At 36.2% G+C, this 26,256-nt stretch carries 21 protein-coding genes and 1 tRNA gene; 4 read left to right on the top strand and 18 right to left on the bottom strand.

The genetic code is table 11. From position 1 onward, the window contains the following. Positions 1-84: 84 nt before the first annotated feature. The 17 genes from MG290_RS13540 to MG290_RS13620 form a co-directional block, all read right to left on the bottom strand. A complete protein-coding gene (locus tag MG290_RS13540; RefSeq protein WP_264561768.1) occupies positions 85-1,998 on the bottom strand; it encodes a T9SS type A sorting domain-containing protein in 1,914 nt (637 codons plus the stop codon). A 53-nt stretch (positions 1,999-2,051) separates the two neighbouring features. Then, entirely contained in the window at positions 2,052-3,995 is a 1,944-nt protein-coding gene (locus MG290_RS13545) for a T9SS type A sorting domain-containing protein (protein WP_264561769.1), read from the bottom strand. Between the two features lie 45 nt (positions 3,996-4,040). After that, the gene (locus MG290_RS13550; protein WP_264561770.1) at positions 4,041-5,906 is read right to left on the bottom strand and encodes a T9SS type A sorting domain-containing protein; all 1,866 of its coding nucleotides are present in this window, start codon (positions 5,904-5,906) and stop codon (positions 4,041-4,043) included. Between the two features lie 180 nt (positions 5,907-6,086). Next, positions 6,087-10,964, bottom strand: a complete 4,878-nt coding sequence (locus tag MG290_RS13555; protein WP_272585708.1) for a PKD domain-containing protein — start codon at positions 10,962-10,964, stop codon at positions 6,087-6,089. A 437-nt stretch (positions 10,965-11,401) separates the two neighbouring features. After that, positions 11,402-11,935, bottom strand: coding sequence for a hypothetical protein (locus tag MG290_RS13560; RefSeq protein ID WP_264561771.1), 534 nt, complete (start codon positions 11,933-11,935; stop codon positions 11,402-11,404). 79 nt (positions 11,936-12,014) lie between these two features. Further along, positions 12,015-12,479 carry a lipocalin family protein gene (locus tag MG290_RS13565; RefSeq protein WP_264561772.1) on the bottom strand — a complete coding sequence of 155 codons (465 nt, stop codon included), beginning with the start codon at positions 12,477-12,479 and terminating at the stop codon, positions 12,015-12,017. A gap of 16 nt (positions 12,480-12,495) precedes the next feature. After that, positions 12,496-13,179, bottom strand: a complete 684-nt coding sequence (locus MG290_RS13570; protein ID WP_264561773.1) for a hypothetical protein — start codon at positions 13,177-13,179, stop codon at positions 12,496-12,498. Between the two features lie 71 nt (positions 13,180-13,250). Further along, the gene (locus MG290_RS13575; RefSeq protein ID WP_264561774.1) at positions 13,251-13,817 is read right to left on the bottom strand and encodes a hypothetical protein; all 567 of its coding nucleotides are present in this window, start codon (positions 13,815-13,817) and stop codon (positions 13,251-13,253) included. A gap of 526 nt (positions 13,818-14,343) precedes the next feature. Next, on the bottom strand, positions 14,344-15,036 hold the full coding sequence (locus MG290_RS13580) for a response regulator transcription factor (protein ID WP_264561775.1): 693 nt from the start codon (positions 15,034-15,036) through the stop codon (positions 14,344-14,346). Beyond that, entirely contained in the window at positions 15,033-15,689 is a 657-nt protein-coding gene (locus tag MG290_RS13585) for a sensor histidine kinase (RefSeq protein ID WP_264561776.1), read from the bottom strand. The genes MG290_RS13580 and MG290_RS13585 overlap by 4 nt, the downstream gene beginning before the upstream one ends. Positions 15,690-15,781: 92 nt before the next feature. After that, a complete protein-coding gene (locus MG290_RS13590) occupies positions 15,782-16,417 on the bottom strand; it encodes a hypothetical protein (protein WP_264561777.1) in 636 nt (211 codons plus the stop codon). A 2-nt stretch (positions 16,418-16,419) separates the two neighbouring features. Then, positions 16,420-16,737, bottom strand: a complete 318-nt coding sequence (locus tag MG290_RS13595; protein WP_264561778.1) for a hypothetical protein — start codon at positions 16,735-16,737, stop codon at positions 16,420-16,422. 299 nt (positions 16,738-17,036) lie between these two features. Next, positions 17,037-17,315 (bottom strand): helix-turn-helix domain-containing protein, encoded by a 279-nt coding sequence (locus MG290_RS13600; RefSeq protein ID WP_264561779.1) that lies wholly within the window; start codon positions 17,313-17,315, stop codon positions 17,037-17,039. 125 nt (positions 17,316-17,440) lie between these two features. Then, positions 17,441-18,673 (bottom strand): site-specific integrase, encoded by a 1,233-nt coding sequence (locus MG290_RS13605; protein WP_264561780.1) that lies wholly within the window; start codon positions 18,671-18,673, stop codon positions 17,441-17,443. 348 nt (positions 18,674-19,021) lie between these two features. Beyond that, positions 19,022-19,303: a GIY-YIG nuclease family protein gene (locus MG290_RS13610; protein ID WP_319800346.1), complete on the bottom strand. Its 282-nt coding sequence runs from the start codon at positions 19,301-19,303 to the stop codon at positions 19,022-19,024. A gap of 69 nt (positions 19,304-19,372) precedes the next feature. Then, complete coding sequence (locus MG290_RS13615; RefSeq protein WP_264561782.1) at positions 19,373-19,621, bottom strand: GIY-YIG nuclease family protein; 249 nt, start codon at positions 19,619-19,621, stop codon at positions 19,373-19,375. Positions 19,622-19,672: 51 nt separating this feature from the next. After that, positions 19,673-19,747, bottom strand: a tRNA-Pro gene (locus MG290_RS13620). 192 nt (positions 19,748-19,939) lie between these two features. Here MG290_RS13620 and trxB point away from each other — a divergent pair. Continuing rightward, positions 19,940-20,884 (top strand): thioredoxin-disulfide reductase, encoded by a 945-nt coding sequence (gene trxB, locus MG290_RS13625; protein ID WP_264561783.1) that lies wholly within the window; start codon positions 19,940-19,942, stop codon positions 20,882-20,884. 37 nt (positions 20,885-20,921) lie between these two features. Further along, positions 20,922-21,851: an ABC transporter ATP-binding protein gene (locus MG290_RS13630; RefSeq protein WP_264561784.1), complete on the top strand. Its 930-nt coding sequence runs from the start codon at positions 20,922-20,924 to the stop codon at positions 21,849-21,851. A 38-nt stretch (positions 21,852-21,889) separates the two neighbouring features. On the opposite strand, the gene MG290_RS13635 is transcribed toward MG290_RS13630, so the two are convergent. Next, the gene (locus tag MG290_RS13635) at positions 21,890-24,313 is read right to left on the bottom strand and encodes a S9 family peptidase (RefSeq protein WP_264561785.1); all 2,424 of its coding nucleotides are present in this window, start codon (positions 24,311-24,313) and stop codon (positions 21,890-21,892) included. A 184-nt stretch (positions 24,314-24,497) separates the two neighbouring features. Between MG290_RS13635 and MG290_RS13640 the strand changes: the two genes are divergently transcribed. Further along, on the top strand, positions 24,498-25,505 hold the full coding sequence (locus tag MG290_RS13640) for a 3-oxoacyl-ACP synthase III family protein (RefSeq protein ID WP_264561786.1): 1,008 nt from the start codon (positions 24,498-24,500) through the stop codon (positions 25,503-25,505). Positions 25,506-25,557: 52 nt separating this feature from the next. After that, a complete protein-coding gene (locus MG290_RS13645) occupies positions 25,558-26,238 on the top strand; it encodes a sterol desaturase family protein (protein WP_264561787.1) in 681 nt (226 codons plus the stop codon). The last annotated feature ends 18 nt before the right edge of the window (positions 26,239-26,256 follow it).

Raw genomic sequence — 26,256 nt, forward strand, 5'->3', positions numbered from 1 at the left:
CTTAAATTGCTTTTCAAAAGTAAAACTCCTTTTTACATTTGTCAATAAGTAATTTTACTTAAATTTAAAACCTGGAAAATATACCTACCGCTTCACCACTTTAACTGTTCCGGTGTTGCCTTCTACAGTAACAATTTTTATAAAATAGACACCATTACTGTTATTTTCCATATTTATCTGGTTACTGCTATCAAACATACTTTCTTGTACTAGTCTTCCAGTAGCATCGTAGATTGTATAAGCAGATAACTGCTCTGTAGTTTCTACATTGATGATACTTGTTGTTGGGTTTGGATATACGTTAAACGATAATGTATTAAAATCATCGGTACTCACCGAACCACACGCACTGTTTGCTAGCTTCGCTACAAAAAAGTCTGCTTCGCCAGTGCTGATTAATGGGTTTATCCCCAACGTATTATTCATAAAAAGATTGGCGTTAAAACTACCTCCGGTAATATAGTTACCATCGTTATCAACTGCTACAGCCGTCATTCTCTTAGTACTTAGTGGCTCTCCTTCTATATCATGTACGCCTATCACATTTCCTGTTTGTTTATCTAAACGAACCAATATCGGGTCGGGCTGGTAGTTGGTGACTGGGCGAACTACTTCGATAGTTCCCCAAAACTCTGCACTTGCCTGTGCTGCAAAAGCTACTTCATCATTGTTTATAGCAATGCCCTTACCATGACGTAAACCAGGTGCTAGAACACCTGTACTAAAAGCAGCGGTTGCCTGTACCCATTGCACATCACCATCACTGTTGAATTTTACAATCATTGGAACTGTATAATCAGCTCCTGTAGTAATATTATAGGGTGTAACAGATGAGTCTGTAGGGTCATAAATTTTTAAATCAAGGTAGGTAGGATGTCTGAATCTGGTTCCTCCAATATAAACGTTCGAACTTTCATCAATTATTACAGAGCTAATTTTGTTACCAGTGAGATCACTACTTGTTCCAGGGTCTGAGTAAATCTCTCTTATCCATTTTTTACTGCCATCATTCCCATTAATAGCAATAATAAATGACCGATTCACAATAGTCTGTCCGTCATAGGTTAAGGGAAATAGAGGAGCACCTCTTCTTTCTCCAGCTATATAATATGTATTAGTACTTTCATCATAGGTAAAACGAGAAGTTCCTGTTGGAAACCCTGTTCCGTCTGTAACAGGCAAAAGAATACTGCTTATATAATTTAAATCGGTGTCGTATTTTGCTAAATAGTACTGACCAGCAGTCACTGTACTAGGTACGGTTATCTGATTGTCCAAATGTGTTCCGTTGAGTAATCCCACGACAAAATGTAATATATCGTCATTAATGGCAAGGTCTAAAATTTGTGCTCCAGAATTTGTGCTTCCCACATTGCCCTGCAAGGCTTTTTTTCCTTGATAGTTACCATCGCTGTCATATTTTACTAAATAAATTCTTTTATAGTAGTCGGGGTGATTGTTGTTCATAGGTAAAGAATCCGTAGAACTGAAACGTACTGGGAAGGTGCCTGCTGCATTAGTAACACCTGGGTTAAAATATCCTCCAATATATACATTGTTCTCGCTATCTAGCACTAAATTATATGCCAAATCTTGTGAGCCTCCGCCTATCGCCTGGCTCCAGCGCACATTGCCTTCGCAGTCAGTAGAAAATAAGAAAATATCTTCCAATCCTCCAGCCTGGCTATTGGGTTGATTGTTGGTTTGTACGGTCACGCCATCAAGCTGTGCGTTATGGTGCTGTCCTGTTCCAAAAATAGAAGCAATAAAATAGTAATTTCCATCGCTTCCTACTTTTACATCGTGAATGGTTTCTTTGTCGGTTCCTCCCAAACTTCCACCTCCTTTCATTGCCCACTGCCATTCATAGGGTTGTTGGGCGTTGGCTGTAAGAGATAAAAGAAGAAAGAATATGAATAAACAGGATATTTTGGGAGTTTTAAAAGGATATTCCTCACGCTGTTCAAAATAATAAGCTTTATGTATTTTTTGTTTCATATCTGTTAGTTTTTTCACTTCTTTAAAACATAGGAAAGCTAAAGACTATTGAGCTATTTCTTCACCACTTTAACCGTTCCGGCATTGCCTTCTACGGTAACAATTTTTATAAAATAGACACCATTACTGTTGTTTTCCATATTTATCTGGTTACTGCTATCAAACATACGTTCTTGTACTAGTCTTCCTGTAGCATCGTAGATTGTATAAACAGACAACTTCTCTGTGGTTTCTACGTTGATGATACTTGTTGTTGGGTTTGGATATACGTTAAACGATAATGTATTAAAATCATCCGTACTTACCGAACCACATGCACTGTTTGCTAGCTTAGCTATAAAAAAGTCTGCTTCGCCAGTGCTGATTAATGGGTTTATACCCAACGTATTATTCATAAAAAGATTGGCATTAAAACTACCTCCGGTAATATAGTTACCATCGTTATCAACTGCTACAGCTGTCATTGTCTTAGTACTTAGTGGCTCTCCTTCAATTCCGTGAACTTCTAAAACAGCACCCGACTGTTTATTGAGTAGTATTAGTGTTGGGTCAGGTTGATAGTTATTTACTGGTAAATTTATTTGAATATTCCCCCAAGTATCAGCACCAGCTTGTACCCCAAGGGCGACTTCATTGTTATTTATAGCTATTCCTTTTCCATAACGTGGACCAGGAGCAATATTTTCAATATCTGTTGTTGCCTGTACCCATTGCACATCACCATCATTATTAAACTGTATAATCATTGGAATAGTTGAAGTAATACCAGCTGTAAAAAAATATGGGTTAACAGATGAGTCTGTAGGGTCATAAATTTTTATGTTTGGTGAGTTATGTTGATGGAAACTTCCTCCTACGTAGACATTGGAATCGTCATCCACAGCCAATGAAAAAATACAGTTAACATTAAGCTGTCCTGAAGTAGAAGTAGAATAAATTTCTCTACGCCAATTTTCACTGCCGTCATTATCATTAATTGCTAGTATAAAAGAGCGTTCTACAAATGCATTACCATCGTATATTAATGGTTGTACAGCACCAGTAACCCCTCCTCGCATTCCTCCAATATAATATTGGTTAGAGGTTGTATCATAGACAAATCTAATTCGTCCATTAACAAATCCTGTACCATCTGCAATAGGTAAAACAATATTATTGATATAATTTAAGCCTGTATCGTATTTTACCAAATGATATTGAAAATTATATGTCCATGTATTAGGGTCATAGGTATATTGTGAAGGAACAGTTACCTGATTGTCTAAATGTGTTCCACTTAGTAAGCCTACTATAAAATGCAAGGTATCGTTATAAATGGCAAGGTCTAAAATTTGCGAACCATAATGTGCGCTGTTAGGATCGTTACTTACATTGCCCTGCAAGGCTTTTTTTCCTTGATAATTACCATCGCTGTCATATTTTACTAAATAAATTCTTTTATAGTAGTCGGGGTGATTGTTGTTCATAGGTAAAGAATCCGTAGAACTGAAACGTACTGGGAAGGTGCCTGCTGCATTAGTAACACCTGGGTTAAAATACCCTCCAATATATACATTGTTCTCGCTATCTAGCACTAAATTATATGCCCTATCTTGTGAGCCTCCACCTATCGCCTGGCTCCAACGCACATTGCCTTCGCAGTCAGTAGAAAATAAGAAAATATCTTCAGCCCCTCCAGCCTGACTATTGGGTTGATTGTTGGTTTGTACGGTCACACCGTCAAGTTGTGCGTTATGGTGTTGCCCTGTTCCAAAAATAGAGGCAATAAAATAGTAATTTCCATCGCTTCCTACTTTTAAATCGTGAATGGTTTCTTTGTCGGTTCCTCCCAAACTTCCACCACCTTTCATTGCCCACTGCCATTCATAGGGTTGTTGAGCATTGGCTGTAAGAGATAAAAGAAAAAAGAATATGAATAAACAGGATATTTTGGGAGTTTTAAAAGGATATTCCTCACGCTGTTCAAAATGATAAGATTTATGTATTTGTTGTTTCATATCTGTTAGTTTTTTTTACTTAAATTTAAAACCTAGAAAATATACCTACCGCTTCACCACTTTAACTGTTCCGGTGTTGCCTTCTACGGTAACAATTTTTATAAAATAGACACCATTACTGTTGTTTTCCATATTTATCTGGTTACTGCCGTTAAACATACGTTCTTGTACTAGTCTTTCTGTAGCATCGTATATCGTATAAGCAGACAACTGCTCTGTAGTTTCTACATTGATGATACTTGTTGTTGGGTTTGGATATACGTTAAACGATAATGTATTAAAATCATCCGTACTCACCGAACCACATGCACTGTTTGCTAGCTTAGCTACAAAAAAGTCTGCTTCGCCAGTGCTGATTAATGGGTTTATACCCAGTGTATTATTTATAAAAAGATTGGCATTAAAACTACCTCCGGTAATATAGTTACCGTCGTTATCAACTGCTACAGCCGTCATTGTCTTAGTACTTAGTGGTTCTCCTTCTATATCATGTACACCTATCACATTTCCTGTTTGTTTGTCTAAACGAACCAATATAGGGTCGGGCTGAAAATTAGCTCCTAAAGGACGAGCTATGTTTATTGCCCCCCAAGAGTCAGCACCGCCTTGTGCTGCAAAAGCTATTTCATTCCCATTTATAGCAATATTTTTTCCTCGACGTAAGGTAGATGCGGAGATAGTTGAGTCGTGAGATGTTGTTGCCTGTACCCATTGCACATCGCCATCACTATTGAATTTTACAATCATTGGAACTGTATAATCAGCTCCTGTAGTAATATTATAGGGGGTAACAGATGAGTCTGTAGGGTCATAAATTTTTAAATCAAGGTAGGTAGGATGTCTGAATCTGGCCCCTCCAATATAAACGTTGGAATTATCATCAATTACTACAGAGCTAATTTTGTTACCAGTGAGATCACTACTTGTTCCAGGGTCTGAGTAAATCTCTCGTATCCATTTTTTACTGCCATCATTTCCATTAATAGCAATAATATATGAACGATTTACAATAGTTTGTCCATCATAAGTTAATGGCATAAGTGGTGCACCTATTCGCTCACCAGCTATATAAAATGTATTAGTACCACTATCATAACCAAAGCGAGTATCTTTCATAGACAAACCTGTACTATTTGAAATAGGTAAAGAAATACTACTATTATAGTCAAGGTTGGGATATGTGTCATAGGTTACTAAATGGTATTGGTAATTGTATAGTGTATTAAAACTTGAAGGTACAGTTACATTTCCATCCAAATGCGTACCGTTTATTAGTCCAATAATAAAATGTATTTTTCCGTCACCGTCTATTGCCAAATCGGAAATTTGTGAGGTGAAATTATTCCCTGTTACATCTCCCTGTAGAGCCTTTTTTTCTATATAATTGCCATTACTATCATATTTTACTAAATAAGTAGTTTTGAAACCCTCTTGTGGAATATTTACTCCACCATTACTAAAATCTGGAAAAGGCACAAAGTCATTATCTGAAAAATGTAATGGTGGTCTAATACCTCCTCCTGAACCTGGATCTTCATTTCTAACATTTGCTCCTACATAAACATTGTTTTGATCGTCTAATACCAAATTATAGGCAGTATCATTTTTCCAGCCACCAATAGCCTGACTCCAACGCACATTGCCTTCACAGTCAGTGGAAAACAAAAAAATATCTTTAGTGCCACCAGCTATTGTATTAGAGGTATTGTATACTGGTACGGTGTACCCGTCTAAATTTGCATTTGATGCTCCTGCAATTGATGTTATAAAATAATAGTTATTATCTGTACCTACTTTTATATCATAAATTCTTTCATCATCAATTCCTGCTCCTGTACCACCTAGACTTCCGCCTCCTTTCATTGCCCACTGCCATTCATAGGGTTGTTGGGCGTTGACTGTAAGAGACAAAAGAAAAAAGAATATGAATAAATGAGGTATTTTAAAAGGATATTCCTCACGCTGTTCAAAATAATAAGCTTTATGTATTTTTTGTTTCATATCTGTTAGTTTTTTTAATTATTGGTTTCTAAAATTAATAAAAACGGTGCTAAAAGCCAAGCTCTTAGCACCGTTTACTCATTAAACAGTTTATTTCTTAATCAATTTTTCGGTCGCAATGCGTTTACCGTCTGCTTCTAGCGTAATGATGTAGGTACCCGGTATAAAACGGCTTACGTCCAGCGTAATTTCTCCGTCTTGTCCGCTTACTCTTTCATTGTAGCGCTGTAAGCCCATAATATCATATACTTTAATGCTTTGTGCATTATCGTATTCTGTACCTGTGCTAAACGTTACCACAGTGGTATCGTATGATGGATTGGGCGAGAGTGCCAAAGATGCTGGTTCTACCAGATTTTCCCAATGGGTTTCAGATAGTTTAACCTCTACAACGTCGGCACAACCTGGCCCGCTGACCACAAACATATCAGGCACACCCGGCATATAGGTGCCGTTGACGTAGAATTCTACTGCAAAAGAGTTGAATCCCGGATTCAATACCAACACTGATGGTACAAATGTGCCGTAGCCGTTATAACTACTCAGGTGTACCGCGATAGGGTTGCTTGTAGGGTTTGTCATTTGAACGTAGTACACAAAGCCCCCCGGTATGATTTCCATCAATTCAAATTGTACTTTGAAATCGCAAGATTTCGGCGGACATCTTTCAAGGTCTATAGTAATATCTGGTATGTTACTGCCATAGGTGCAACCTTGTTGGCTGATAAACAACTGATAAGTTCCTCCGGAAGTAACTGGTTGATTCGGGATAAAGGTGTTGTTGCCCGATTGGGTAACACTGCCGTTTACCTCCCAGCTGTAACTGTCGTAGGTACCCAGTGGCCCAATCAAATAAGCATCACAAACCGTATAACAACCCGCAGGAACTACCCATAAGGCACGTTCTGGATTGTGCGGTGCCTGTATATATCCGGTGGCACTGCAACCGGTAGTTTCGGTATAGGTTACACTATACGCTCCGCCATGGGTTACTTCGATGGTAGTTCCGGTCATGCCGTTGCTCCAGTTATACACACCAGTACTTGGCCCGGTAGCCGTTAATTGTATGGTATACGGGTCGCAGTTAATTACCGTGTAACTGATGGTTGGCGTAGGCACTTGCGGGTGTACTTCTACCGTAGTGGTAAAGCTGTTGGTACAAGACGGATCGCTTGCAGCACGGGTTTCAAACGTGTAGTTATATGTACCCGGAGTCAGTCCGGTCAACTCCAACACTTTGTTGGTATCACCAGCTACCCATGTTCCGTAGCCCGAAGGTAGTGACGGCCCGCTCCATCGGTGCTCCACCGCATTATCGGTAGTAATACCTACCAATATGGTGCTCTCGTCAAAACACACACTAGTATTGCCGCTGATGCTGGCAAACGGAGGCTGACGCAGTATATAGCTTTTAGCTTCGGTAGCCATGATATAACTTTTACAACCATTAGCATCAATCAACACCGGCCAATAACTGCCGCTTTGTGTTGGCTGATAAGTCAAACCTGTACCAACTTCTTGATTACCCAACATCCATATAATATCAACCGGCATAAGGCTACCAGAAAATGATAGTGGTGTAGGATTATTGGCACAGAAGTCAGCATTAAGAGGGTTAATAATACCTCCATTAAAATCAGCTTCATAAATGTTTACAAATACAGGATTGCTGGTATAAGTACACCCATACGGTGTGGTAACCGTTAATGTAATGAATTGGTTTGGTCCTGCGGGGAGCTGAATCAATGTATTTTCTTCACTGGTTATATACGATGTACCATTAAATACCCACTCATAGATGTTGCTTGGGTCATACCCCGGTGCGGTTAAAGTAATCACCTCGTCAGAACAATAGCTTAGAGGCGAAAGCGTAAAGTTAGGGTCCGGTTCAGGGTCTAAGGTTATCGTTAGCGTAGTTTCACACTCTGGTGTTCCACTGCCTGGTGAATTGACTTTCATGGTATAAACATACGTGCCCGGTCCTATACTGTTTATGGTTGTGCTGTTGCCTGAGGCTCCTGCCGTAACACCCGGACCAAAATATTCAAAGGTCAACGGATTAATACTGCCTGCATTATATGTTAATGAATGATTGTACAGCACTATTTTATAAGTTCCGTCTCCGTTACAGGTTATCTCTGGCGACATTTTGGCTTCGTAGTTTTTCTCTACCGTATAAGTCTTCACAATAGTACAACCGCTATAATTCAGGTATGCTGTTACTACGTGTGTGCCTGGTACCGTTGTGGTAAAAGTGGCATTGTCTGTTGTCTGTCCACCTGCAGGAGAAAGATGTGTACTGCCTGTCCAAACAATTGATGTTGGCGGGTAGTCGTAGTTTAAGTCGGTAATAATAGTGTTACAACTTGTCCACTGTGCCGATGCACTCGCATTCGGGTTTGGTGATACTATACAGCCACCTGGTCCACCGCCGGCACAACTTTCCGTTACATAAATATTGTCTGAGCGTACTTCACAACCGTTTTGGTCAATTACTTTTACGTAATAAGTTCCGCCTGGATTTGGTCCGGTAATGGAGAAATTTTCACTATTAGCCCCTGCTATCGGAGTAGTACTTGGAACTTTATACCATTCAAATACAGTAGAAGATGTGATGCCTGTAGATACCGTTGATGTTAAGCTTATAGATCCGTAAGTCGCAGGGCAAACTATATAGCTGTAGCTTGGCGATACATACACTTCTGTTTCCGGATATACAATTACATTTTGTGATGCCGATACGCTGTAGTTACATACGCCCAGCTGTAAGGTAAGATTTCTGGAAATATTACTGCTGGAACTGTTGGCAAAAGTGTTATTAATATTCAAAGTTCCCCCACCTGAATAAGAATATGTACCTTCATCAACACCGTCTATAAGCACCTTAATTGATACCGGATAAGGCGGACTAGGGGTTATCGTTATAGGCACAGCAACGGTTCCTGTATCTGCCGGACAAATATTAGCTACCGTTCCAATAGTCAATGTAGGGTTTTCTATCAGGTTGATAACGTATGTTTGGGTAAAGGTCTGTCCACATTTAATGACATCTACTTGTAAAATTCCGGTTGGTGAAGTACTGATTTCATTAAAACCTACGGTTGCTGTTGTGCTGTTAATACCGTCAGTGATACTTCCGAAATTGGTTGCACTTGTACTGCTTTTGATACTCCATGTAATGTGATCGGCAACTACGCCGCCCAAATCTACCGTAAAAGTAGCGCTGCTACTCGGACAAAATTGTGCCAGTCCGCTGTTATTGATAATAACCGGATTAATAACAATTTCGCTTACAGCAAATTCAACTGGATCTGATTCACATATCACTCCGTTTTTCACAGCTTGTTTTACCACGCTTACCGTTGCAGGTGAACCTGTAAACTGTACATCTGCCTGTGCGCCAGTATTGTCTCCAATTACTGCTCCGTTGGTAACGCTCCATACGTAAATAAAACCAGGTTCTTCTTCACTAAGCGTGTATGTATAAGGTGTGTTTAAACATACCTTTTCTGGTCCGTCAATAGTACCGGTCATCACTGGTAATTCTACAACTTCTACCATTACAGGGTCAGAGTCACATCCGTCATAACCCACGGTAATTACGTGTGTTCCCGAATCAGGGAAATCGTAATCCATTGTAGAACCAGTATGGGTATAAACTATATTTCCGTCCAGCATAATTTGCCATTCTACCGATACGCCGTTATGCGTTTGGAAACTCATAGTATTATTCTGACAATTGGTAAGGTCATCGTCAGTAATGATCTGAGGACGCTCTGCAACTGAAAATTTAATTTCAGCTTTACCCATACACTTACCATCATCAATCAACGTATTTGTGTATTGTACAGACAAAACATAAGCGCCGGGAGTGGCTCCGTCTACCACAATCTCGTTGCGTTGGTCAGTGTGTACCAGCATCGGGTGGTTAGGGTCTCCATCAATCATCCATTCAAATTCTGTAGCAGGCCACTGAGGCAGGGTAAAACGCCCCTGAGAATCTTGGCAAACTACACCTGGTCCTTTGATTAGTCCTCTACGTAAAACAACAGGTATTTTTACCGTAGTCCAAATCGGACAAGAACAGTTTGAACGATAGCTCACATAGCCAAAACCTTCTTGCGGATCAACGTTGTCCCAAACTACTTCGATTGAAGTACCGTTGTTGGCTATCATTGTTCCTCCAATTACTTTCCATTCACCGCCGCAACCATCAGTTACGCTGTATGTTTCGCGAGCATTTTCACAAACCACAGACGGACAAGTGATTTCAAACTCACGGGCGTCCATAACATTTACTTCCCACTTATAATAAGAGGTACAGTTACAACTGTTGGTAACAGCAAGTTCCACAGTATAAGTGCCCGGATGATCGTACGCGTGAGTTGGTTCGAAAAGGCTGGACGTAGTGCCGTCGCCGAAATCCCAAAGGTAATTAACAATGGCAGAACCGCCGTTGTCGTTAGAAAGGTTGTTAAAAGAAATGGGTAGAAAGGTACAAAACTCCTTTTGATGGGGTTCTGGTCCGTCTATTTCAAAATAGGCTTCTGGACTAATTACTTTTTCTACACAAACCGTTAATACATCAACGGTATTGTCGTCATAAGTTATGGTCAGTGTTAAACTTCCGTTTCCACCACTGTTCCAGTGTATTGTAGCTCCGGTATTACTGCTGCTTTGTAAGTTACCTCCGTTAACCTGCCACTGAACGTCTGTAACACCATTGGCTGTAAAGCCATAAGTTACTGTACTTTCTTCACAAACACGAAGACAAACACCCATTGAAATTTGTTCAATCAGCGTATAGTAGTCTTTTTCGCCTCTGTCGTCGTAGTCAATACACCCTACTTCCTGATCCCATGTCAGAACGGGGTTGTGTGCTGTTTGGGCCTTCATTCCTAAAGACCACAGGACAATCAGCATGATGCCCAATGCCCGTATGACGGGCAGACTGGTAATTTTTGCCATTGTAGTTAATGTTTTGGTTAGTATTCATTTTTTAAAACTTGATGATTATTTAAAGGTTAATACTCAGTTACTGATATTGCGGTACTCACTCAGGAGCACATAATTTATTTTTGTTTAATAGGGTAATTACAAAAATTATAAAATATAAGTTTTTCGACTTCACTCACTATTGCGCATTCTTCCATGATAAAGATTTGTAAGTGTTATTACATTTGTAATTAAATTTTTAACAGATGAAAGATTCTGCAATTTAGATGACTTAAATAAGCCAGTCAATAAGTGTTTTTACGTATTTTTACTATCAAAATAGTTAGAGTTTTCTTAAAAAATAGAACTGTAAATCTTTTCTGACAAAAAAAACAGAGTTTGACTACAAATAGTCAAACTCTGTTTTTGATAGTTTCTGGTTAAAAATGGAAAAACATTTTTATTACAATTTATTCTACATCGGAACAAATTTTAACACCTCCTACCATACCACTATGATGCATGGTTATAGTTTCTCCAGAAGAAAAGTTATCACTTAAATTAGTAAGAGTATTTTCAACACAACTCTGACTGTAACAGGTATTAACTAGCGACTGACCATCAGGGCATTTCCATTTTGCGAATTCCCATTCAATATCACTAATAGGTCCTCCAGCCTTTGGAGCATAATAATTAAAATTATGAAACTTAACTCCTCCTTGTTCTCTTGATACATCATAAATAACAGCTTCTATGTCACCATTGCTTTCATCAATAATCTTTTCTACCGCTTCATAATTTTCTATAATCACTCTTTGAAGTTTATGTACACTATCTTGTTCAACCGGAGCAAAATAATCTCCAAAAAAGTTTAATTTAGTGGAAAATCCACTAATAGCTTCGTCACTAAGAATTGATTCTTCTGTAACTTTGCTTCCCTGATCACTCTCACACGAGTAAAATACAAAGCCAATGGCTAAAAATAAAATCAGAAATTTTTTCATAAAATAAATATTTAAAGTTAACCGTTTTAAAAATGATAAATTACATTTATTTGTCTTAATAAGTTTATGAGTTAAAACTTTATTCTACTTTAATAAACTTTTGCGTTAATTCTAATTCAACATAACGTCCTTGTTCATCCATCCCATTTTCAGAAACTGCTAAATGAAGATTAGTTTCATTTAAATTAGAAATGGTAAAACTATAGGGTATCCCGTCTCTATTAATTGTTAATTCATCTTCTGTTTTTTGGTATGTTCCACTACCTACCTCCTCATCTTCGCCGGTATCGCTATCAAAAAAGCGATACTCTATTACTCCATCTTCTTTAAAATGGTATTGTACTCCACCATCTGGAATATCTTCTTCTTCATAAACCATTTCTCCATCAATAGACATCTTAATGTCAAATGCGTTGAAATCCCATTTCCCTAATAAGTATTCCTTTGGTTCATCATCTATGACCGGACTGCTATCATCATTGGAACAAGATGATAAAAAAATTAAACTAAATGCTATTGTAAAAATGTAAAAAAATCTATTCATTATTTCTATTGCTTTTTTAGTGTATTGATAATGCTAACCCCATAAAGAATCCATTTGCCGATGTTTTGGGACTATCATCATAAGAGTTTCCGTTAATTTCCCATTTTTCTTTTCCAAAGCCTATTCTATATCCCATTCTAACCCCAATTAAAATATCTCCTTCAGAATCAATTTCCCAATCGTAACCTGCTTTTAGAGCCGCATATGTATTATTTCTTGAACTTATTTTAGAACCATCATTTGTTTGTGAGATAGAATCAAAAAAAGAAGTGCCTTTTACATTGTTATATAAATCTACATCATACGATACGTTTCCGATAGCTACACCAAACAACAAGTAGTTTCGTTCTTTAAAATTGATATATTTACCATAACCTATTTCACTAAAAATAACCTGCTGTTCTAATGTATATTCTTTTTCATTATTCTTAGAATTGTTTAAACCTACAGTCACTTCCCAATAATCACGATTCCCAGAGAATAGTTTTATATTGAAAGATGGTGTAAATTGCAAGCCGTCTTTAATTTGTGGTAGCCCTTGATTTTCTAATACATCATTTATACTTCCAAAATTAAAATTTGACATTCCTATTATTGCTGATGCTTGCAAACCTTTCTTTTCATTAATATTTTGTGCAGTAGCATAACTACTTATACATATAACTACCAGCATCGTTAGTTTATTCCAAAATCTTCTCATTGTTTATTTTTTATAATTAAGTTTTGGTACATTTATTATGATGTGCCAAAACTTAAAGATTCATCACAATCTTACTTTCCAAAATAATAATCATATATTTGGACAGCTAATTCAGCAGCAGAACTTCCAAGAGCACCTGTAGCTGCTCCACCTAAAGCAGTCCCACCTCCACCAAATAATCCTTTAAAAAATCCTCCGACTGCTCCTTTTACATCTGCTCTTCCTACTTTACGCCAATTAATATCGGGCCAATCAATTTTAGAAGCCTGTTGATAATTTACTTGCGACCAATAACTATTGGAATCTACAACTTGTTGATTCCAATAATGTAAACTTGATTTTCCAACAGCTAAGCCTGCCAATAGAGGCATTTGTTCTTCTTCAGTAAGATCAGAATTGATAACTTTTTGAACCTCACTATTTATTTTAGTATTTATTTCGTCTATATGATTAAAGGGGGGCTCATAACCATCAAAAACCGCCTCTACCTGTTTTGCATATTCAATTTGCCGTTCTGTAAAATCAGATGGATAAGAATCTGAAAGAACATTATTATAAGCTAAAGTTCCTGCGGTTACTAAATTGTCAAAAGTAGCTCCAGGAAAAGAACTGCTGTTATTTACAAAAGTTGCTGACAAGTTAATTATCACTTCTGGTTCTGATGGTACTCTGTCAAAACTTGATAAATTTAATCTATAAATCTAATCCGTTGTTATGCAAATTTTCTATGTATGCATAATAGATTAATGCATCTGCCATAATTTTTAATCTTTTAAATTAACAATAAATATCATCGTAGCTACAAAATGATAGTCCAAATTTAGATGACTTAAATAAGCCAGTCAATAAGTGTTTTTACGTATTTTTTGGGTGTTTTTCGATAATATCGAGGTATTTAAAATCAAAAATGATGTAGATACTTTTATACTTTTATCATTTGATAGAATTATAAAAGCCGATTTATTAATTAAATTGGGGAGTTGCTTTGGAGAAAATATTCAGAAGAGTAAATAAATTATATCAGATAAAATCTGTATTGTGAGGTAAAAAAACTAATTAATAAAGATGAAAAAATAATTAAAAATCATAAAAAGCGTATTTTTAAATTATCTTTCATAATTTTCTTTAGGTATATATAAAGACACAAATAAGATAAGTAATTTGTCAATAAGTGTTTTTACGTATTTTGGATAGTATATCTTCTGTCTTTATTATTTTGTGGTGATAGCAGTAGGCAACTACCGTAATCATGGAATCAAAATCACTTTTTCCTAAGATGTTTTGTTTGTGCACCTCAACTGTACGACTACTGATATTTAAGACATCTGCTATTTCTTTTGCTTTCAGGCCTTGTGCAAAATGCTCAATAATATTAAGTTCTGATTCGGTAAAATTAGGCTGTCTTGATTCTGGTAATACAAAAGTTGAGTTGGATTTGATTTTCTTTATTTGTGAATAAAGGCTTTTTTCGGAATAAAAACCTTCTTCTTTTAAACCTATAATTGCTTTCTTTAATTCTTTTGGTGATGTATTTTTAGTAAATACACCATGAAGATCCATTTCTATAACCTTAGATATCATGCTAATATCATCCATTAGTGTTAGTATGAGTATTTTTACATCACGATATTTCCTCTTTATTATTTTTGCGGCTTCAAAACCATCCATTATGGGCATTTGTATATCTAATAATAGAATATCAATTTGAGTGTGTTCTAATTTTTCTAATAAATCTTTTCCGTTTGATGCTTCAAGCACAACATAAAGTTCTTCAGAAGTATTAATCCATAATGCTAAATTTTCTCTAAACAAAGTATGGTCATCAGCTATTGCTATTTTTAGTATATTTTCTGTCATTTATTTTTAATTTTTAAAGTAATTCTAAATTTATTTCCTTGATTTACCGGAAACTGTACAAGTTTGCCGTCGATATTTGATAATCTGGAAATAATATTTTTTATTCCCATTCCTTTTGAATTTTTTGATGATTTGTAAAAATCAAAGGATGTTCCATTATCAGAAGTGTCGAAAAAAACGGAGTCATCTTCCATCGAAATCGAAAAAGAGATTTTATTGGCATTACCATGTTTTATCATGTTTGTAGTCAACTCTTGAATTGTTCGAAACAGTTCGTGTGAAAGAGCTGTTGGGAGATCTAATTCTTTAGTGTGGTATTCTTGTGTAATTTCTATTGCGTATATTTGAATTATGCGCGCAAAATAGCTTTGCAATGTTAATATAAGTCCATAGTCTTGTAGCATTGGAGGCATTAAGTTATAGCTTATATTTTGCACATGATTCAATGTTTTAGATAGCATACTACTAATCTTGTCTAACTCTTCTTTTGTAATCGAACCCTTGTCTTGTTCTGCCAGACGGCTTACATGGTACTGCAATGCATTTAAGTCGCCACTTACCTCATCGTGCAGATCTGCTGCAATACGCCTTCGCTCCATTCTTTCGGCTTCAAAAGTGGCGCTCATTAGGTTTTTTGATTCTTTTTGTTTCATTCTATAAGTTCTTCTGTTGTAAAGTACAACTACAAGTAAAACTGTAATGACACTAAACAACATAATAGCAGTCGCAATCCAGAAAAAAATCTTCAAGCTGGTTTCATTTTCCATACCCCGATAGTTACAAGTATTCGCAAAATAAGTGTTGCCATTATATTGACAATGGCGAAATCATAAAAATATAAGTTACTGTCAAAAATAAAGCTACTCATCAAAAACAAAGGCATCGTAACTAAATAGTAGATATAAAAAGCTGACACAAAATAAAAAGTAGGATTTTGCCAGAGGTTTTGTATTTCATCGCTCCTAAACAAATCTCTTACACACCAGAAAGTCCCCAATAAAACAAGGAATGTCAAAGGTGTTTTATTAATAGCTTTGGCTATAAAGGAAGAGTATTCTTGCCAATAGTAAAATGAAAAACCATAAGTGACTGTTAATAAGATAAAAACAAAAAGGAAAGCCGTTTTAAATCGAGGTTTGAACAGTTTAAAATAAAAATAAAAAATAGCCAAAAATTCTAAAAAGGAATATATTTGAAACCAATAATCCACATTTATTTTTAAAATAATTGAACCTATTGACTCATATAAAGTAGCTATAGCCGTAACCCAAACAAAAGGAATAATAGGTTCATTGAAAATAAAGGCCCTTTTTTTGGAAAACAACACTAACAAAGGGAGTATTCCTACAAAAAGAGCCGTATATAAAAAGATATAATACAAAGTTATGGTTTTATTAAAGCACTGTTTTTAGGGCAATAATTAGGACAAGTTACTAAATCTTCTAAAATTACGCCTGAAGTTATATCTTCACCGTTTTGATTTACACCTACCAATACAAGATTATTCTTCCCTGTTACTGAATCTACCCCGTTATAAAAACGAATACCTATACAATCATCTTGCCCGAAGATACGATTAATTTTATTAATCCCTGCAAAGAAAGACTTAATTGCATTTGGGTTGTTATCCTGAAAAGTGTGTGTGTAATTAATCGCTTGGTCTAATGTAATAACCTCTCCGGTATTGTTGTCAATAGTCATAATTAAAATTTTTAATAGTTAAACAAGCAAAGTTCTCCGATAAAAACACAAAAGTCAATAAGTAATTTTACTTATATTTTATCATAAATAAGAGGTAATATCAAAAATGCAAAGACGTCCATCCAGAAGTGATACTTGAATAAAGAACATAAAAAGTGCTCCATCAGACAACATCTTTTATTAGGAATTTATCAACGAGGATGTTATTTTATTAAGTCTTAAATTTTATTTAATTTATGGTTTAAAAAAACTTATCTTGAAAAATATAAAAAAACAAGAAGCGTTTTGTTCTTATTTATTTAACTCTTTTCATCACTACCATCCATCAGTTTTCGAATGTCTTCGTAACGGTAATACATCAATCCACCCACTTTGGTATAGGGTAGTGTTCCATTTAATCTCAGGCTTTGGAGTGTGCCTGCCGAAATCCCCAATAATTTTCTGACTTCAAAGCTTTTTAACCATTCCTTTTGAACTTGATCTATTTTTTTGAAATGGAAACGGTTTCTTCTGATTTCTTCAAAAAGTTCTTTTTTAAAACTTTCCAAATCTTCCTTTGTAATTAGCTCTACCTTCATTTGCATTAATTTTAAATTATTAAAATATACTGATACAAATGAAGCCAAAATAAATATATCTATAATGAAACTGGCACTCAGAAGTATTATTTGGCTTTCAAAGGTAGTTTATTGAAAATTTATTTTTAAGAGGAAGTCATTTTTAGTTTTAGATTCTGCATATCCTCGCTCAGCTTATGTTCTACCACCTTGGCATAGATTTGCGTTGTCCTGATAGAAGTATGCCCCAGCATTTTGCTCACAGACTCAATCGGGACTCCATTGCTTAGAGTCACAGTTGTAGCAAAAGTATGTCGTGCCAGATGAAAAGTCAGATTCTTCTTAATCTTGCAAAAATCTGCAATTTCTTTAAGATAACCATTCATTCTTTGATTGCTTAATACAGGAAAAAGTGTTTCGTTTGCTACAGCTGCAGGGTGGTTTTTGTATTTTACAATAAGCTGGACAGCTTGTGGCAACAAAGGAACTTTGACTAAAATATTTGTTTTTTCTCTTTTTGTCATCAGCCAATCTTTTCCGTCAATTCCTTTACAGATATGTTCATGGGCAAGTTTGGAAATATCAATATAGGCAAGCCCAGTATAACAACTAAACAAAAACATATCCAATACTGATTGAAGGCGCTCTATCGAAAAGTTTTTCTTTTCAAGAATCGCCAATTCTTCTTTTGACAAATATCCTCTTTCAACCTTTTCAAAGCGCAACTTATATTTAGCAAAAGGATCTTTTTCCAGCCAATCCATTTTAACTCCCATATTAACGAATTTTTTTAATCTTTCCAAATGTTTCATTACACCATTATTACTCATCGGTCTTTGATGATCTGTGGGTTTATAGTTGTGCAAGAAGTTTTCAAAATCCAGCATAAACTTATAGTTCAGTTTTTCAAGATAAACATCTTTCTTGTTGTATTGTTTTCTGATAAACCTTTGTAGATACGAAACCGTGGTAGTATAATTTTTCATTGTGCCCGGAGCAAGTCTTCCAGTTTCAACCTGCTTATGATATTCCGAAAGTTTTATCAAAGTCATTCCTTCCTCTTTATCTTCTCCAAGGTATAATGATTTCACGGCTGCCGCGGTTATTTCCTGCCGTTGTTGAATTAATTGATGGTAGCAATCGGTAATCAGTGAACGAACCCGTTCAATGTGATTGTTAAGTTTAATCATATCATCATTTCTGCCTTTTGCTTTGCCTTTAGTCATATCCCAATTTTTAGGCAATACTTTAGTTTTCAATGAAATTTCAGTTTTTTTGCCATTTACCGTAACTCTTGCAAATACGGCTCCCATTTCATTTTTCTGCTGTTTAGTCACTCTGATGACAAAGTGAATTCCAAAGGTGTTCATTGTTTTCATATCCATTCATATTGTGTTTAACTGTTGTACTTTAAAACAGTTCACAAATTCTAATCATTAGTTGCTCGTAAAAAAGAAGTCAAACGGCGATAAAAAGTGTTAAAATAAATGAATTAATATTCTGATATACATTTATTTATATGTTTTTCGGTGAGTAAATTTAAGACATAAAATTTACTCACTCAATCGCTCACGGATAGATTGATATAAACTGGGATATTTTGATATGAAATAAAAACAAAAAAACCGCAAATCCTTAGAATTTGCGGGTTTATGACTTCACTTAGTGTAAGTGTTGTCGGGGTGGCAGGATTCGAACCTGCGACCTTCCCGCCAGGCGGGACGCGATTATATTTCATAAAATCCAATATCAAAAAGAAATCTTTTAGCACCTCTTTTTTTTATTTTGTTTTCGAGTTGAACCGCTTCACCTCTCGACTGACATTCAAAATAAGTTATTAAAATCCACGGGATGCCGTTTTTAGTTGCAATTTGTTGTGCCGCGTTGTGCCGATTGATTCTGTCGGATAAATTATTGGTTTGCCCAACATAATATTTCAAAGACTTGGTACTATATAAAATATAAGTATAAAACATAACACTGTTTTTAAAATAAAAAAAGACTTCCATTTTAGAAGTCTCTTTTTTGTCGGGGTGGCAGGATTCGAACCTGCGACCTTCCCGCCAGGCGGGACGCGATTATATTTCATAAAATCCAATATCAAAAAGAAATCTTTTAGCACCTCTTTTTTTTATTTTGTTTTCGAGTTGAACCGCTTCACTTCTCGACTGACATTCAAAATAAGTTATCAAAATCCACGGGATGCCGTTTTTAGTTGCAATTTGTTGTACCGCGTTGTGCCGATTGATTCTGTCGGATAAATTATTGGTTTGCCCAACATAATATTTCAAAGACTTGGTACTATATAAAATATAAGTATAAAACATAACACTGTTTTAAAATAAAAAAAGACTTCCATTTTAGAAGTCTCTTTTTTGTCGGGGTGGCAGGATTCGAACCTGCGACCTCCTGGTCCCAAACCAGGCGCGATGACCGGGCTACGCTACACCCCGAATTGTTTTCGATAATTCGAGTGCAAATATACATGTTTTTTTTATTTAATGCGTAAAATTTTAAAAAAAGATAAAAAAATATTTACTCATAGAGCAAATCGATTATACCATAGTTATTTATAACAGAACTTTCTTTTGAATCCATTGATAAATAGCTATTTTTGTAATCGTTAAAAAACAATGTAAAAAAATATGTCAACAACTATAGAAGCGGTAAAATGTTTAATAATAGGGTCGGGACCAGCAGGTTATACTGCGGCGATTTATGCAGCTCGTGCCAATATGAATCCTGTATTGTATCAAGGAATGCAACCTGGCGGTCAGTTAACCACAACAAATGAAGTAGAAAATTTTCCAGGCTATCCAGATGGGGTTACAGGTCCAGAAATGATGTTGCAACTACAAGCACAAGCTAAGCGTTTTGGAACCGATGTGCGCGACGGTTATGCTACCAAAGTTGATTTATCGGGCGAATTGAAAAAAGTATGGATCAATGACACGATTGAAATTCATGCAAAGACCGTAATTATATCAACAGGGGCAACAGCTAAATACCTTGGTATTCCGTCTGAACAGCACTATTTGCAAATGGGTGGCGGTGTATCGGCTTGTGCAGTTTGCGATGGTTTTTTCTACCGTAATCAAGAAGTAATTATTGTTGGTGCAGGCGATTCGGCTTGTGAAGAAGCACATTATTTGTCGCATTTATGTAAAAAAGTTACTATGCTGGTTCGTTCTGAAAAATTTCGTGCATCAAAAATCATGGAGGAACGCGTGAAAAATACACCAAACATTGAAATTTTAATGAGTACCGAAATTGATGAAGTTTTGGGCGACGGACAAATTGTTAACGGAGTGCGTGTAGTGAATAATAAAACCAACGAGAAAAAGGAAATCGCCGTTACAGGGGTTTTTGTGGCAATTGGTCACAAACCTAATACCGATATTTTCGCAGGACAATTAACGATGGACGAAACAGGATATTTAATCACCGAAGGAAAAACATCTAAAACAAACGTTCCCGGCGTTTTTGCGTGTGGTGATGTGCAGGATAAAGATTACCGACAAGCAATTACTGCTGCTGGATCGGGCTGTATTGCGGCTTTAGATGCCGAACGTTATTTAGCAAGTTTATAATTTTATACCAACAGGCGGCTTCGGTCGCCTTTTTATTATGCTAAGAGTTCAATCAATTTCGTTTTCTTACGAAGATAAACAAGTGTTGTCACAAATTAGATTTTCTGTTCTAAAAGGGCAAAGTATTGCGCTTATTGGAGAAAGTGGAAGTGGAAAATCAACCCTGCTAAAATTGATCTATGGTTTGATGGATGCCGATTCAGGTTCGATTTTTTGGAAAGATAAACAGATTTTAGGTCCTGCTTACAATTTGGTTCCTGGAATGGATTTTATGAAATATTTGGCTCAGGATTTTGACTTGATGCCTTTTGTTTCGGTTGCTGAAAATGTAGGTCGATTTTTATCGAATTTCTATTTAGAAGAAAAGAAGCAACGAGTTGATGAATTGCTGGAATTGGTTGATATGACGGAATTTGCCAACGTTAAAGCTCAATTTTTAAGCGGAGGACAAATGCAACGAACCGCTTTGGCAAGAGTCTTGGCTTTAGAACCGGAATTACTTTTGTTAGATGAACCTTTTTCGCATATCGATCATCATCAAAAAAGTAAATTAAGTCAACACGTATTTCAATATTGTAAATCAAAAGGAATCACGATTGTATATACTTCACATACACCCGAAGAGATTTTAATGTTTTCAGACGAAGTGATTGTAATGAAAGATGGAGCCATTTTGACTAAAGAAAGACCACAACATATTTATGAACTTCCTTCAAGTGAATACATTGCTCGTTTAACAGGTGAAATAAATTTAATTCCCGTACGCTATTTAGGCGTTCAAAATGATGAAATATTGCTCGTTAGACCACATCAATTTTTTATAGCAAACGAAGGCTATCAAGCCAAAGTTATTTCGTGTTATTACAGTGGAAGAGGGTATGTTTTAAAAGCACAATTTCACGATGTTGTTCTAACCATTGAATCGCGTGAGCCTTTAAGCGGAACGATTCATTTTTTAATTAGATAAAACAAAAAACGCCGACATTAGCCGGCGTTTCTACAATATTATTTTTTATTCTTTAAATGCTTGTCTAAAAACTGTTCTTGTTCCCAAAGTAGGTGCAAAATGTTTTCTTTGGCAACGTAACTGTGACTTTCTTTTGGTAAAATTACCATACGAACCGGTGCTCCCAAACCTTTTAAAGCCTGGAAATAACGCTCGGTTTGCAATGTAAAAGTGCCCGGGTTATTGTCGGCTTCGCCATGTACTAAAAGCAACGGAGTTTTCATTTTTTCGGCATTCATAAAAGGCGACATAGTGTTGTACACTTCAGGAACTTCCCAATAATTGCGCTGTTCGCTTTGAAAACCAAACGGAGTCAATGTTCTGTTATATGCACCTGAGCGGGCAATTCCACAGGCAAACAATTTGGTATGAGCCAATAAATTTGCAGTCATAAAAGCACCGTACGAGTGTCCGCCCACGCCCACACGGGTTCTGTCAATATACCCTAATTTATCCACTGCATCAATCGCAGCTTCGGCATTCAGCGCCAATTGTTCAATAAACGTGTCGTTTGGTTCTTGTGTTCCTTCTCCAATAATCGGAAAAGCAGCATCGTCTAAAACCGCATAACCTTTTGCAGCCCAATACACAAACGAACCGTAATAAGGAAATGTAAATTCATTAGGATTTGCAGATGACTGTCCCGCACTGTTTTTATCTTTATATTCAGCCGGATATGCCCAAATTAAAAGAGGTAATTTTTCGGTAGGATTTTTTCGGTCATAACCCGCCGGTAAATACAAGGTTCCCGATAATTCCACTCCGTCTTTGCGTTTGTATTTAATTACTTCTTTATGCACATCTTTAATACTTTCAAACGGATTTTTGTTGAATGTAATCTGCTTTAAATCGTTTTTAGATTTGATGTTTCGGAAATAGTAATTAGGATAATCGTTTTTTGACTGGATATTCACCAAAACAGCCCCTTTTTTAATATCGATGATTTCAGAAATTGATTCCAAGCGGTCTGTAAGTTTTGATTGATACAAACGTTTTGTTTTTAAAGTAGCTAAATCCAATTCATCAATAAAAGGAAATTGCCCTTCTTTAGTATGCCCTTCGCCAATTAAATACAATTTGTTGTTTTCTTTTTGCAAGGCGTATCTTCCCAATGCATTCTTTTTTGTTTGAAAATCACCCGGATCGCTGTAAATATCCTGATAATTTCGATCCCAAATGGTCACTAATTCCGATTTTTTAGTTGGATTAAACAAATAAGTTTTTATGTTTCGGGTATCATACCATTGATCGTAAACAATTGCCGTTTCTTCATCGCCCCAAGCTATTCCACCAAAGCGTTGCGGTGTTTTTGTGAGCAACTCAGGCTCATTATTAAAAGGCGCTTCCCAAGTGTATAAAGCATCGCGTTTTTCTACGCTTTTTGCAGGGTCGCCGCCGTCTAAAGCTTCTACAAAAAACAAAGTAGCTGGTTTATCACTTCTCCAGTTCATGCTGCGTTTTCCTTCGCGAACTGCCATAAAACCTTTTGGCATCACTTCGTTCAAAGGTACATCGTTTACCAATTTCACTTCTTCACCATTTGCTTTATAAGCAATCGTTTTCATTGGAAACCGACTTAGTGGTACCAAATATGAAAAGGGTTTTTGAATAGTTGTTAACAAAACATAATTTCCATCGGGCGAAAAAGTTTCACCAGCAAATAAATCGGCTTTTTTAAACAGTTTTTTGGTTCCGTTTAAATTAATCGTGTATAATTCAGAGGTTATAATGGTCTCGAAATTGGCTTCGTCGGTTTTGTTTTTCAATAAATCTTGATAGGTTCTGTTTTGCGAAACCACACCTTCTTCGGCAGTAGAAACAATAGGTCCGGTAGGGATCGCTTTTTTAGCATCTATCAATGGTTTTCTGTTTTCCGGAATTACCTTAATCAATAATTCGTTGCTGTTTCTAAACCAAGTAATCGGGTTGCCCAAATTGGCATTTAAAATGGCATTGGTCAGTTTTTTTGCCGTTGCTGTTTCTAGGTCTAAAACCCATAATTCGTTTCCGGTTGCTGTGGTATTCGTAAATGCCAGTTTGGTTTCGTTTGGCGCCCAAGATACGTTGCTGATCTGTGCATTGGCAGGCAAACCTTTCACAACGGTTTCGGTTTTATCGTTGATTTTTTTGATTTTTATGTTGTTGATGAACGATGCTGTGCTTGAAATATTTGTGTTTGGATTGATACGCAAACCACCCAAACGCAATTCGTCTTGATTCAATTCATCAAGCGATTTATAGGTATTTCGATACGAGAGCACCATCCACTCTTTATTCGTACTTATAGAAACAGAAGGGGCACGTTCATAATCGGCTAACTGTAAAATTTCTTTTGAAGGCTTTTGGAACGTAATGTTTTCTTGTGCAATCATAGGCGCTGTGGCTAATAATAATGCTAATAAGGTTTGTTTTATTCGTTTCATTAATAAACAATTGATTGTAAAATTATGTTTTTAAAGATACAATTATTTATCAAAAATCAATCAATAGTAATGTATTTCCTGTGATTTAATCTAATAATTGTTTAGGATATTCGATTAATGAATACCTTAGTATCGTTTTAAAAATAAGTGTAAATTTGTATGAATTCCAAATAAAAAAGTAAGTATGTATCATTCAAAAATAACCGGATTAGGCTTTTATGTACCGGAAAATGTGGTAACAAATGATGATTTATCACGACTTATGGATACCAATGATGAATGGATTCAAGAGCGAACTGGTATAAAAGAACGTCGCCATGTAGTTTTACCAGAAGATACCACTTCAGGTATGGCGCTAAAAGCATCGAAAATTGCCATTGAACGTGCAGGAATTGATAAGAACGATATCGATTTTATTGTATTTGCCACTTTAAGTCCCGATTATTATTTTCCAGGTCCGGGAGTTACTCTTCAAAAAGAATTGGGCATAAAAACTGTTGGAGCATTAGATGTTCGCAACCAATGTTCGGGTTTTATTTATGCGCTTTCTGTGGCCGATCAGTTTATCAAAACGGGCATGTATAAAAATATATTGGTGGTTGGCTCTGAAGTGCATTCAAAAGGATTGGACATGACCACTCGCGGGCGTGGTGTTTCGGTGATTTTTGGCGATGGGGCAGGAGCTGCTGTTTTAAGCCGAACCGAAGATTTATCAAAAGGGATTTTATCAACCCATTTACACTCAGAAGGCGAGCATGCAGAAGAATTGGCGTTAATTGCTCCCGGAATGGGCAAGCGCTGGGTGACCGATATTATTAAAGAAAATAATCCAGACGATGAATCGTATTATCCGTATATGAATGGTCAATTTGTATTTAAAAATGCAGTGGTTCGTTTTTCAGAAGTGATTAATGAAGGACTGCAAGCAAATAATTTACAAGTTGCAGACATTAATATGTTGATACCGCACCAAGCCAATTTGCGAATTGCACAATTTATTCAGCAAAAATTTAAACTGACTGATGAGCAAGTGTATAACAACATCATGAAATACGGCAACACCACAGCTGCATCGGTGCCTATTGCACTCACCGAAGCGTGGGAACAAGGCAAAATTAAAGAAGGTGATTTAGTGGTACTTGCAGCATTTGGTAGCGGTTTTACATGGGCAAGTGCTCTAATTCGTTGGTAAAAAAGTTGTAATTGATAATAGTTCTCAGTAAATTCGAATAATAAAAAAGGTTATGAAAGGTCATAGAGTACAAAATTCAGGACAAGCGCAATTGTTTAAAAATCCATTTTTGGAATTGTTAACTAAGGGGCATCCTGCATTAAGTTGGGGTATTCATGTTCCCATCTTGGTGTATTGTTTTTATTATGGATACAGTCATTATTTTTTAACATTGCCAGAAATGTTTGCTATCTCCATTTTTGCATTGCTTTTTTGGACATTTTTTGAGTACATCGCACATAGATATGTGTTTCATTTAATAAGTGAAAAGGAAAATTTGCAAAAGTTTGCTTACATCATGCACGGTAACCACCATCATTATCCAAAAGATAAATCGCGTTTATTTATGCCACCTGTGCCTAGTTTAATTATTGCGGCTGCGCTTTTTGGTATTAAATATCTGCTTTTAGGAAAATATGCTTTTGCTTTTTATCCGGGTTTTATTTTAGGATGGTTAATGTATGCTTCGATGCATTATTTGATTCATGCCATCGAACCTCCTTTCAAGTTCTTGCAACCCTTGTGGCGCAACCATCATTTGCATCATTACCGCAATGAAAACCTTGGTTTTGGAGTGAGTAATACTTTTTGGGACAGAGTTTTTGGAACTATGTTCGATTTTAAAAAAGACCGTATCGATAAACAAAAATCTAAAGATTTAATGTTTGATAGAAAACAAAAAAGTGAAGCTTAAAATGCTTCACTTTTTTTA

It is taken from the genome of Flavobacterium sp. CBA20B-1 (assembly GCF_028473145.1).
GTDB lineage: Bacteria > Bacteroidota > Bacteroidia > Flavobacteriales > Flavobacteriaceae > Flavobacterium.

Bases quoted from the DNA above. Each gene is read 5' to 3' on its own strand.
- MG290_RS13540 (WP_264561768.1), bottom strand. From the start codon at position 1,998: ATGAAACAAAAAATACATAAAGCTTATTATTTTGAACAGCGTGAGGAA.
- MG290_RS13545 (WP_264561769.1), bottom strand. From the start codon at position 3,995: ATGAAACAACAAATACATAAATCTTATCATTTTGAACAGCGTGAGGAA.
- MG290_RS13555 (WP_272585708.1), bottom strand. From the start codon at position 10,964: ATGGCAAAAATTACCAGTCTGCCCGTCATACGGGCATTGGGCATCATG.
- MG290_RS13560 (WP_264561771.1), bottom strand. From the start codon at position 11,935: ATGAAAAAATTTCTGATTTTATTTTTAGCCATTGGCTTTGTATTTTAC.
- MG290_RS13565 (WP_264561772.1), bottom strand. From the start codon at position 12,479: ATGAATAGATTTTTTTACATTTTTACAATAGCATTTAGTTTAATTTTT.
- MG290_RS13570 (WP_264561773.1), bottom strand. From the start codon at position 13,179: ATGAGAAGATTTTGGAATAAACTAACGATGCTGGTAGTTATATGTATA.
- MG290_RS13580 (WP_264561775.1), bottom strand. From the start codon at position 15,036: ATGACAGAAAATATACTAAAAATAGCAATAGCTGATGACCATACTTTG.
- MG290_RS13585 (WP_264561776.1), bottom strand. From the start codon at position 15,689: ATGAAACAAAAAGAATCAAAAAACCTAATGAGCGCCACTTTTGAAGCC.
- MG290_RS13595 (WP_264561778.1), bottom strand. From the start codon at position 16,737: ATGACTATTGACAACAATACCGGAGAGGTTATTACATTAGACCAAGCG.
- MG290_RS13600 (WP_264561779.1), bottom strand. From the start codon at position 17,315: ATGAAGGTAGAGCTAATTACAAAGGAAGATTTGGAAAGTTTTAAAAAA.
- MG290_RS13605 (WP_264561780.1), bottom strand. From the start codon at position 18,673: ATGAAAACAATGAACACCTTTGGAATTCACTTTGTCATCAGAGTGACT.
- MG290_RS13610 (WP_319800346.1), bottom strand. From the start codon at position 19,303: ATGGAAGTCTTTTTTTATTTTAAAAACAGTGTTATGTTTTATACTTAT.
- MG290_RS13615 (WP_264561782.1), bottom strand. From the start codon at position 19,621: ATGTTTTATACTTATATTTTATATAGTACCAAGTCTTTGAAATATTAT.
- trxB (WP_264561783.1), top strand. From the start codon at position 19,940: ATGTCAACAACTATAGAAGCGGTAAAATGTTTAATAATAGGGTCGGGA.
- MG290_RS13630 (WP_264561784.1), top strand. From the start codon at position 20,922: ATGCTAAGAGTTCAATCAATTTCGTTTTCTTACGAAGATAAACAAGTG.
- MG290_RS13635 (WP_264561785.1), bottom strand. From the start codon at position 24,313: ATGAAACGAATAAAACAAACCTTATTAGCATTATTATTAGCCACAGCG.
- MG290_RS13640 (WP_264561786.1), top strand. From the start codon at position 24,498: ATGTATCATTCAAAAATAACCGGATTAGGCTTTTATGTACCGGAAAAT.
- MG290_RS13645 (WP_264561787.1), top strand. From the start codon at position 25,558: ATGAAAGGTCATAGAGTACAAAATTCAGGACAAGCGCAATTGTTTAAA.